Origin of the sequence: Cytobacillus oceanisediminis, from assembly GCF_004366035.1 — a bacterium.
Taxonomy (GTDB): Bacteria; Bacillota; Bacilli; order Bacillales; family Cytobacillaceae; genus Cytobacillus; species Cytobacillus oceanisediminis_C.
Genome location: NZ_SOEE01000006.1, coordinates 390,602 through 399,730 on the forward strand (window position 1 = coordinate 390,602; position 9,129 = coordinate 399,730).

General features: G+C 39.7%; 9 protein-coding genes, 1 rRNA gene and 1 pseudogene. 9 read left to right on the forward strand and 2 right to left on the reverse strand.

The genetic code is table 11. The annotated features are described in order from the left end of the window. Nucleotides 1-305: 305 nt before the first annotated feature. A complete protein-coding gene (locus DFO72_RS17435; RefSeq protein ID WP_113883213.1) occupies nt 306-1,601 on the reverse strand; it encodes a glutamate-1-semialdehyde 2,1-aminomutase in 1,296 nt (431 codons plus the stop codon). Between the two features lie 193 nt (nt 1,602-1,794). On the opposite strand from DFO72_RS17435, the gene DFO72_RS17440 reads away from it, so the two are divergent. From DFO72_RS17440 to perR, 7 genes and pseudogenes are all read left to right on the forward strand, one after another. After that, nucleotides 1,795-2,802: an ABC transporter ATP-binding protein gene (locus DFO72_RS17440; RefSeq protein ID WP_113883214.1), complete on the forward strand. Its 1,008-nt coding sequence runs from the start codon at nt 1,795-1,797 to the stop codon at nt 2,800-2,802. A gap of 33 nt (nt 2,803-2,835) precedes the next feature. After that, entirely contained in the window at nt 2,836-3,627 is a 792-nt protein-coding gene (locus DFO72_RS17445; protein ID WP_113883215.1) for an ABC transporter permease, read from the forward strand. Between the two features lie 3 nt (nt 3,628-3,630). Continuing rightward, nucleotides 3,631-4,416, forward strand: a complete 786-nt coding sequence (locus DFO72_RS17450) for an ABC transporter permease (RefSeq protein ID WP_113883216.1) — start codon at nt 3,631-3,633, stop codon at nt 4,414-4,416. Between the two features lie 139 nt (nt 4,417-4,555). Then, nucleotides 4,556-4,969 carry a potassium channel family protein gene (locus DFO72_RS17455; RefSeq protein WP_009335854.1) on the forward strand — a complete coding sequence of 138 codons (414 nt, stop codon included), beginning with the start codon at nt 4,556-4,558 and terminating at the stop codon, nt 4,967-4,969. 73 nt (nt 4,970-5,042) lie between these two features. Then, nucleotides 5,043-5,513 carry a thioredoxin-dependent thiol peroxidase gene (gene bcp, locus DFO72_RS17460; RefSeq protein ID WP_113883217.1) on the forward strand — a complete coding sequence of 157 codons (471 nt, stop codon included), beginning with the start codon at nt 5,043-5,045 and terminating at the stop codon, nt 5,511-5,513. A gap of 661 nt (nt 5,514-6,174) precedes the next feature. Next, nucleotides 6,175-6,732: pseudogene (locus DFO72_RS17465) on the forward strand (cob(I)yrinic acid a,c-diamide adenosyltransferase). A 108-nt stretch (nt 6,733-6,840) separates the two neighbouring features. Next, nucleotides 6,841-7,278 carry a peroxide-responsive transcriptional repressor PerR gene (perR, locus tag DFO72_RS17470; RefSeq protein WP_166672513.1) on the forward strand — a complete coding sequence of 146 codons (438 nt, stop codon included), beginning with the start codon at nt 6,841-6,843 and terminating at the stop codon, nt 7,276-7,278. A gap of 112 nt (nt 7,279-7,390) precedes the next feature. Here perR and DFO72_RS17475 read toward each other — a convergent pair whose 3' ends face one another. Next, nucleotides 7,391-7,747: a YgzB family protein gene (locus tag DFO72_RS17475; protein ID WP_009335859.1), complete on the reverse strand. Its 357-nt coding sequence runs from the start codon at nt 7,745-7,747 to the stop codon at nt 7,391-7,393. A 150-nt stretch (nt 7,748-7,897) separates the two neighbouring features. On the opposite strand from DFO72_RS17475, the gene DFO72_RS17480 reads away from it, so the two are divergent. Continuing rightward, nucleotides 7,898-8,773, forward strand: a complete 876-nt coding sequence (locus DFO72_RS17480; protein WP_113883218.1) for a nucleotidyltransferase-like protein — start codon at nt 7,898-7,900, stop codon at nt 8,771-8,773. Nucleotides 8,774-9,050: 277 nt separating this feature from the next. Then, nucleotides 9,051-9,129, forward strand: a 16S ribosomal RNA gene (locus tag DFO72_RS17485); the annotation flags it as partial.

Below are 9,129 nucleotides of genomic sequence, written 5' to 3' on the forward strand. Positions count from 1 at the left end.
GTTAATCTTGCTTTGAAAGGATAAATGCATAAGCATTTATTGAATGAATAGTTCGATTATTCGGGACAGGCTAATAATAAATTAAACTCTCTATGTCAGCGTAATCCGCTCTTACACAAAAGATTTCTCCCATCATATCATATGAATTTTCAGAAATCAATTATTTATACAAAAAGTTGGATATGATTTATACTGGGACATTGGTTTATGTATAAATAATCCCCTTGTTTGTAAACGTTTTCATTAGTGGAGTTAAAGAAAACGGAAGCATTTCTGCTTCCGTTAATGTATAAAAATATGAATATTTATTCGCCTTTTAATTGCTGAAATGCGTTTTGTACAGCGTGAATCGTTGCGTGGATATCTTCCTCGGTATGCGCGATTGTCATAAACCATGCTTCATATTTTGATGGTGCGAGGTTTATTCCCTGGTTGAGCATCAGCTTGAAGAACTTTGCAAACATTTCTCCATCTGTATTTTCTGCCTGCTCATAATTTACAACTTTTTCTTCCGTAAAGTAGATTGTCAGGGCACCTTTTAATCGGTTAATTGTAATTGGAATGTTATGTTCTTCGGCAGCTGCGCTAATGCCTTTTTCAAGCAATTCGCCAAGCTGGTCCAGATATTCATAGACACCTGGCTGCTTCAAAACTTCGAGACATGCAATTCCAGACAGAATTGAAGCTGGATTACCAGCCATTGTACCGGCTTGATATGCAGGACCTAACGGAGCAACTGTTTCCATGATTTCCTGCTTCCCGCCATATGCACCGATTGGAAGACCGCCTCCTATGATTTTCCCCATAGCTGTCAAGTCAGGTTTTACGCCTAACAGATCCTGGGCACCGCCATACATAAACCGGAAAGCTGTGATAACTTCATCATAAATGACTAGTGCACCGGCTGCATGTGTTAATTCGTTAACCTGTTCTAAAAACCCTGGCTCGGGTTCAACAATTCCAAAGTTGCCGACAATTGGTTCAACCAGGACGGCAGCGATTTGGCCGCCCCATTTTTCCAGCGCTTCCTTATATGGTTCGATTTCATTGAAAGGAACTGTAATCACTTCCTGGGCAATGCTCTTTGGAACCCCGGCAGAGTCAGGGGTTCCAAGTGTTGACGGCCCTGAACCTGCAGCAACCAGTACAAGATCGGAATGGCCGTGATAGCAGCCTGCAAACTTAATAATTTTGTCTCTGCCCGTATAGGCTCTTGCAACACGTATGGTGGTCATGACCGCTTCAGTTCCTGAGTTCACAAAGCGGACTTTATCCAAATTAGGCATTGCTTCTTTTAGCATTTCGGCGAACTTTACTTCATGAGGTGTAGGAGTTCCATATAATACTCCGCGCTCAGCTGCTGTTTTTATAGCTTCTGTAATATGGGGGTGGGCATGCCCGGTAATGATGGGACCGTATGCAGCCAGATAATCAATATATTGATTGCCGTCCACGTCCCAGAAATAAGCGCCCTGTGCACGTTCCATTGCAACCGGCGAGCCGCCGCCAACTGCTTTATAAGAGCGGGAAGGACTGTTCACCCCGCCGACAATATGTTCTAAAGCCTGTTTATGCAGCCGTTCAGAATTAGTAAATTGCATGTTAATCCTCCTGATAAAATCCAATTATACGTTCATCATTATTTTAACATGTTTGGAAGGGGCATCGTCCAATCTAAGGGGAAGGCGGACTATTCTGTATTTTAGAAAGCGGAAATAGAGCAATCTAGTTGTGAAGAAAGCGCTGTTTGTCTAAACTGTTTCATTAGGGCATTAATTGGCAGGAGGAATAATGATGAATGATGCAATAACAGTACGGAACTTAAAGAAGGAGTTTAAAGCTTATTCAAGCCGCTCAGGATTAAAAGGTGCTTTCCGTGATTTGCTTACTAGGAATTATAAAATTGTGCCAGCGGTTAACAATATCAGTTTTAATGTAAAGCAAGGGGAGATGGTTGGGTATATTGGTGAAAACGGAGCGGGGAAATCAACCACCATAAAAATGCTGACTGGGATTCTAACCCCAACCAGCGGTGAAGTGATTGTGAATGGAATGAATCCTCATAAAGACCGTGAAAAATTCGTCAGCACGATTGGAGTTGTCTTCGGCCAGAGATCTCAGCTTTGGTGGGATATTGCTGTACAGGAATCCTTCAGGCTGCTTAAGAAGGTGTACAAAGTTACTGATGAGCAATACGACAGCCATATGGCGCATGTCATCAAAACCTTAGATATTGAACCGCTGCTGGATAAGCCGGTCCGGAAGCTTTCACTCGGGCAGAGAATGAGGTGTGAACTGGCAGCAGCACTCATCCATAATCCGCCGCTGCTGTTTCTGGATGAGCCGACAATTGGGCTTGATGTGCTTGTTAAATTAAAAATCAGGGAGTTTTTAAAAGAAATTAATGAAAAATATAATACAACCATTCTGCTGACTACTCATGATCTGTCGGATATTGAGGCGTTATGCGAACGAGTGGTTATGTTAGATGACGGGAAAATCATTTATGATGGAACATTAAAAAGCCTGAAGGAAAAATGGGGAGAAGGGAAGGAGATAGAATTTCAATTTCTTGAAGAAGTGGATCTTAGCGACTTAAACAAAATTACGGCTTCATCGGAAGTAAAATGGGAAAAGGATGATAAAGAAGCGATCTTTACGGCCTTTACAGAGGATAATGATGAACTGATTTCCTTGTTGATCGCAAAAGTGGTGGCGGATTTGAAAGTGAAAGATATCAATATTAAAGAAACTTCAACAGAAGAAATTATAAGAAATATTTATGACCGGGGGATATCGTAATGGAAGGATTTATTTTTATCCGGGGGTATTCCTATGGATAAGTATATAGAAATGATTCGGATCCGCTTTTTGATGATGCTTGCCTACCGAACGAATTACTATACGGGCATTCTGATATACAGCATTAATATTGGTGCTTACTATTTCTTGTGGAGCGCTATTTATGGAGAAAAAGATGCGATTGAGGGAATGTCTGTGATCCAGATGTCGACATATGTGGCTGTAGCGTGGATGGCAAGGGCATTTTATTTTAATAATATAGACAGGGAAATGGCTGCTGAGATTAAAGAAGGGAAAGTAGCAGTGGAACTGATCCGCCCATATAATTATTTGGGCATGAAAACGATGCAGGGATTGGGAGAAGGAATATTCCGTCTCTTCTTTTTCTCGGTTCCGGGAATGGCAATTGTCTCGTTCATTTTTCCGCTCCAATTTTCTGCGGATTGGACTACCTGGCTTTTCTTTGCGGTATCGATTTTATTAAGTTTTCTTATTAATACGCAAATTAATTTGCTGACAGGCATTACCACTTTCTTCTTATATAATAATACTGGGCTTATCCGGGCGAAAAGAGTTGTGATTGATCTCTTTTCCGGTCTTCTGATTCCCATCAGCTTTTTTCCGGTCTGGGCACAGGATATATTAAGATTTCTGCCCTTTCAGGGTATTAGCTATGTGCCGAGCATGATCTTTACAAATAGCTTTTCAAATAATGAAGCTATCCAGGCTATCATTATGCAGGGGGTCTGGGTTCTTATTCTGATAATGCCAATTCAAGTTCTGTGGATCATAGCGAAAAAGCAGCTCATTATTCAAGGAGGGTGACAGATGTTTTATATAGCCATTTTCTTTCAATATGTTGCCCAATACATGAAAACAAGAATGCAGTACCGTGCAGATTTATTTGTTGAGATCTTTTCAGATCTATTATTTCAGGCAGTCAATTTAATTTTTATCATAGTCGTCTTTGGCCATACAAATCTTCTTGGGGGATGGACAAGGGATGAAATTATCTTTATTTACGGATTTTTCCTTGTTCCCTATGCATTGTTTTCATCTTTCTTTAATATTTGGGATTTTAATGAGAGGTATATTGTAAAAGGAGAACTTGATAGGATTTTAACCCGGCCGATCCATAGTCTGTTCCAAATCGTTTTAGAACGGATGGAACTTGAATCTCTTTTTGGGGCTGTTACTGGAATTGCGGTTATGATTTACGCCGGAAACAGTCTTGGTTTAGAGATATCCTGGACAGATCCCTTCTTATTCTTCTTATTTGTGATAGGTGGAATGCTTGTGTACGGAGGCATCTTTGTCATGATTGCCTGCATCAGCTTTTGGGCGGATGCCAGAACATCCATCATGCCGATGATGTACAACATCGGGAATTATGGAAGGTATCCAGTTGATATTTATAATAGTGTCATACGATTCGTCCTAACCTGGGTGCTTCCGTTTGCCTTTGTTGGTGTATATCCAGCTTCATACTTTTTAGGGAAAGAGGAATGGTTTTTGTATTCCTTTTTAACGCCTGTAATCGGTATAGTATTCTTTGGCATTTCGATTCTGACTTGGAATTCAGGTGTTAAGCGTTATCGTGGTGCGGGTAATTAAAGCCGGGTTAAATCCCTGGCTTTTTTTATGGGAAGAAATTCTGACTATTAGCAGAAAGACGTTTCAGAGACAGGCTGTCATATAGGATTGGCCATAAGCGTATAAATGAATTGATAAGCATTTCGAAATGAGGTGCAGTATGGCATTTTATTTATCGCTGATTTTAATCGTGCTGTGCATGATCATGAGTCTCCAGACTCTTTTTTCATCCGCCAAGATAAAGGGAAGATGGGTTTCTGTGGAGAATTTCCTTTATCTAATAAGTTTGTATGCAACGATTATGATTGGGTTTGGCCTTATATATATATGGCTTGATTTACATGGGCTGGTGGTTTTAATGGACGGCACTGACTATATGGAAACTGGTTTCCTCGAGAGACTGGAGACGGGTTTTTATTTTAGTGCGGTAACTCTTTTTTCTGTTGGGTATGGAGATATCAGTCCTGTTGGAATAGGCAGGCTAATTGCCGTATTGGAAGCGTTAATTGGTTATGTGATACCGGCAGCTTTTGTTGCCAGAGTAGTATTTGATGCTGGTGACCGCGTTTCATAATGCTATCAGTTGTTTTTGACCACAAAGTTGGATAGGCTTAGAGTAAGAAACCTATTCAACAGGAGGAGTAAAAATGGCAATGGAAATCGGCAAACCAGCTCCGGAATTTGAGCTCGAGGCCAGTAATGGCGAAAAGGTAAAGTTAACAGATTACCGCGGGAAAAATATTGTTCTTTATTTTTACCCGAAAGACATGACGCCTGGATGCACAACTCAGGCATGTGATTTTAGGGACAGTCATGAGAATTTTGCAGATGTGAATGCTGTCATTTTAGGAATAAGCCCCGATCCGCTCAGCAGGCATGAGAAGTTCATTGAAAAGCATGGATTGCCTTTCCTGCTGCTTGCGGATGAGGAGCATAAAGCAGCAGATGCCTACGATGTTTGGAAACTGAAAAAGAACTTCGGGAAAGAATATATGGGAATTGAACGTTCCACTTTTATTATTGACCAGGAAGGCATTCTGGTTAAAGAGTGGCGCAAGGTTAAGGTGAAAGGGCATGTCGAGGAGGCACTGGAATATATAAAGGAGAATTTGGCCTAGCCGTAAATGGGTTGCCTATTTTTTAACAGAACAAGGCTTTTGTCCATTCCGAAGAACAAGTTTTGCATATCATTTTATTAGGGCATACCTCCTCAGATACTTTTTCGAAACGGACCTGAACGGGTTCGTTTTTTTTATGTATATTATTTCTGTCAATCGGCATGGGAGGATATGGTGAATAAACCAAAGATGGAATGGAGTTTATGAAAATTGTTTCTTCCATTTTTGCTTCCCCAAAAGAGCTGCAGGAAGAGGTAAGACTGGATTATCCTCAAGGGGATTTTCTGTTTTTTTTGACGGATTTGAAGCCGCAGGGGAATCCTTATGTGCTGAAGTGTTTATTACATATAGAGAAGATCTAACAGCAGTACTATTACTAAGACAACAAAATTAAAGTGGATTATGGTAATGTCAGCAGAATAGTTGAAATGCCTTTCAAAACAAAATAAGGAAGGCATCTTAATTACAAATGCAAGGGGAATCCATAAAATTTCTATGGCTGAGTTTACGTTTGGTACTATGTTAGGGCATGTTAAACAAACTGCTTGCTGAAAATAAAAAGGCCCAAGTCTGGTTGAATTTTTAAGTATAACCTTCATACATATATATAAAATAACAAAGATTATATTAATGCGATCGATTTTTGAAAGAGGGTATTAAGATGAGGATTTATACAAGAACGGGAGATAAGGGGACAACGTCATTAATATACGGGCAAAGATTCAGTAAAAAGGACATTCACGTAGAGGCATACAGCTCATGTGATGAGGCTAATTCTATGATTGGAATGGCCTTAAGCCATTTAAGAAGTGAGTATTTCAGCGGCAGAGAAAAAGTGTAACGGGTGTTTCATAAAGTGCAGACAGACCTGTTTCATGCAGGAGCAGAGCTGGCAACACCTGCTGGAAAAGAAGTAAAATGGACGATAAAGGAAGAGGGTATCACCTTCATGGAAAAGCAAATTGATGAGTGGGAAGCTGACATTGCAGCGCTTAATAATTTTATTTTACCCGGCGGTCATCCTTCGGGAGCTGCATTCCATGTGGCTAGAACGGTGGTGAGAAGAGCGGAACGAAATGCGGTCCCGCTTGGCGAAGAAGTGAATCCGCTCGTTTTAGTTTATCTGAAGCGATTGTCAGATCTGCTGTTTGTTGCTGCCCGATTTGCCAACCATCATTTAGGCTCCGGTGAGCAATCGCTTCACGCTGAAAAAAGTTGATTCCCTCTATTACGGAGTTTGTAATATTGACAAATGTGGTAAAAAATTAGTACACTATTTATAAAGATTATAAAGTAAGAATATTTGTTGGAAAAGAGGTGCATGGCGGTGGCGCATATGGAATTAAAAGAGGCGCTGGATACTTTAAAAGACACTGGAGTCCGTATCACTCCGCAGCGTCATGCGATACTTGAATATTTAATAAACTCCATGTCACACCCTACTGCTGACGATATATACAAAGCATTAGAGGGTAAATTTCCAAATATGAGTGTGGCAACAGTTTACAATAATTTACGAGTATTCCGTGAGGTTGGCCTGGTAAAGGAACTGACATATGGTGACGCATCCAGCCGCTTCGATTTTGTAACCACTCATCATTATCATGTCATATGTGAAAGCTGCGGCAAGATTGTAGACTTCCACTATCCTGGTCTTGATGAAGTAGAGCACCTTGCTTCACATGTTACAGGTTTTAAAATCAGCCATCATAGAATGGAGATTTACGGAACGTGTCCGGAATGTGCAAGTAAAGAAGCTCACTAATAAATTATTTAAAGCTGCCGGCTGTGTGCTGTCAGCTTTTTATTTTTCCATAAAAAAACCGGCTGTCAGACAGCCGGTCCTTCTTGAACTTGAATATGAAGCAAGAGATAAATCAGCTCTGCTTCGTATTTTTTTTGTTGTATTTTTCATCAAATTCAACGCCCTCAAGTTTTGGATCGAGCGTTAAAGGTTCATTGCAGTACATGCACATATCAACCCGGCCAAGCATCTTTGTATGTTTTCCGCAATTTGGGCAAACCACCTGCACGGTCTTTGTTGAAAGCATGCCGATCCAAAAATATACACCGGTGCTAGCAAGAATGCAGAGCATTCCAAGAAGCATAAATATTGTCATGAGAAGAGCGGAATTCCTAAAGAATATTCCGAGATACATAACGATAAATCCGATAAAAATTAAACTAAGGGCAAATGTGCGAATCTTATTGATTTTATTTGAGTACTTAGCCATTCTGCTCCCTCCTAAAAACTAACTATACCATACTCCTTTTGCTTAAATAAATATTAATATAGAATGGTGTCGAAAAATGTCTCACATTTAGGAAGGATTTCATTTATAATTGTCGAAGATATACGCTATCAATAAAATGGAGGAATTATGATGGAAGATATTCTCCGTCCTATATATCAAGAACGGGCAAGCCAGACAAACACTCTTGGCGTGATAATGACCGAAAAACTGCAAAAAGCTATTCCTGCTACGGATACATTTGATGCTGTACTGCTGATCCTTGTAGAGGAAGCAGATGAACCTGTGTTTGTTAAACATTACACATATAAAGATAAAAAAGCTGCTCTTCATATCGTGACAGACAAGCAGCTTCGCGAATGGATCCTGCTGGGGTCGAACCGGAAGATCTTCGATTGGCTTTATAATGGGAAAGTTTTATTCGATCGAAATGAATATATTCATAACCTGAAGGTGGAATTAAGAGAATTTCCGTTTTATGGACGAAAATTAAAAATGGGTCTTGAGTTTGCTAAGCTGATCAGAAGATATATGGATGGCAAAGCCTTTTTTGAAAATCGCCATTATTTTGATGCCTATAACCATATTGTTCATTCCCTTCATCACCTGGCCAGACTGGCTGTTATCGAAAATGGATTCCATCCAGAAGTAACTGTCTGGAACCAGGTAAAGCAAATTGAACCTGAAATAATGAAGCTATATGAAGAATTGGTGAATAGCCAGGAGCCTCTTGAAAAAAGACTGGAGCTTCTGTTTCTTGCAAGTGAATTTTTAATTCATTCAAGAACTAAGCAAGGAATCAACCATCTTGCAGATGTGCTTGCTGAAAAAGATGAATGGTCCATCCACGATATTATGAACCATGAGGAGCTTTATCTATATGCAGTTGACTTAAGCATGCTTCTTGAGTATTTGATTGATAAGCATTTTATCGAAGTAGTAAATGTGGAAACAAAGGGTCAAGGAATTTATCACAGGTATTACAAGCTCAAAAAAAAATTATCGTAAAAAAACTTTAAAAGTTATTGACCTTTATTTAAATCCTTGTTATATTTATATCCGTCGCTGCGATATGAACGAAAAACATTTTCACAGACGGCGGATAACTTATAAAAAAAGTGTTGACAACTAAAATCAACACATGTTATATTTATAAAGTCGCTTCTGAGCGATTAGGTAAAATATAACAAAGAGAAATTGTTCTTTGAAAACTGAACGAACAAAAACGTCAACGTTAATTCATTAGTCTTTTTTGAAAAGACAATTTATGAGCTTAATCAACTCTTATATGGAGAGTTTGATCCTGGCTCAGGACGAACGCTGGCGGCGTGCCTAATACATGCAAGTCGAGCGGACAGATGGGA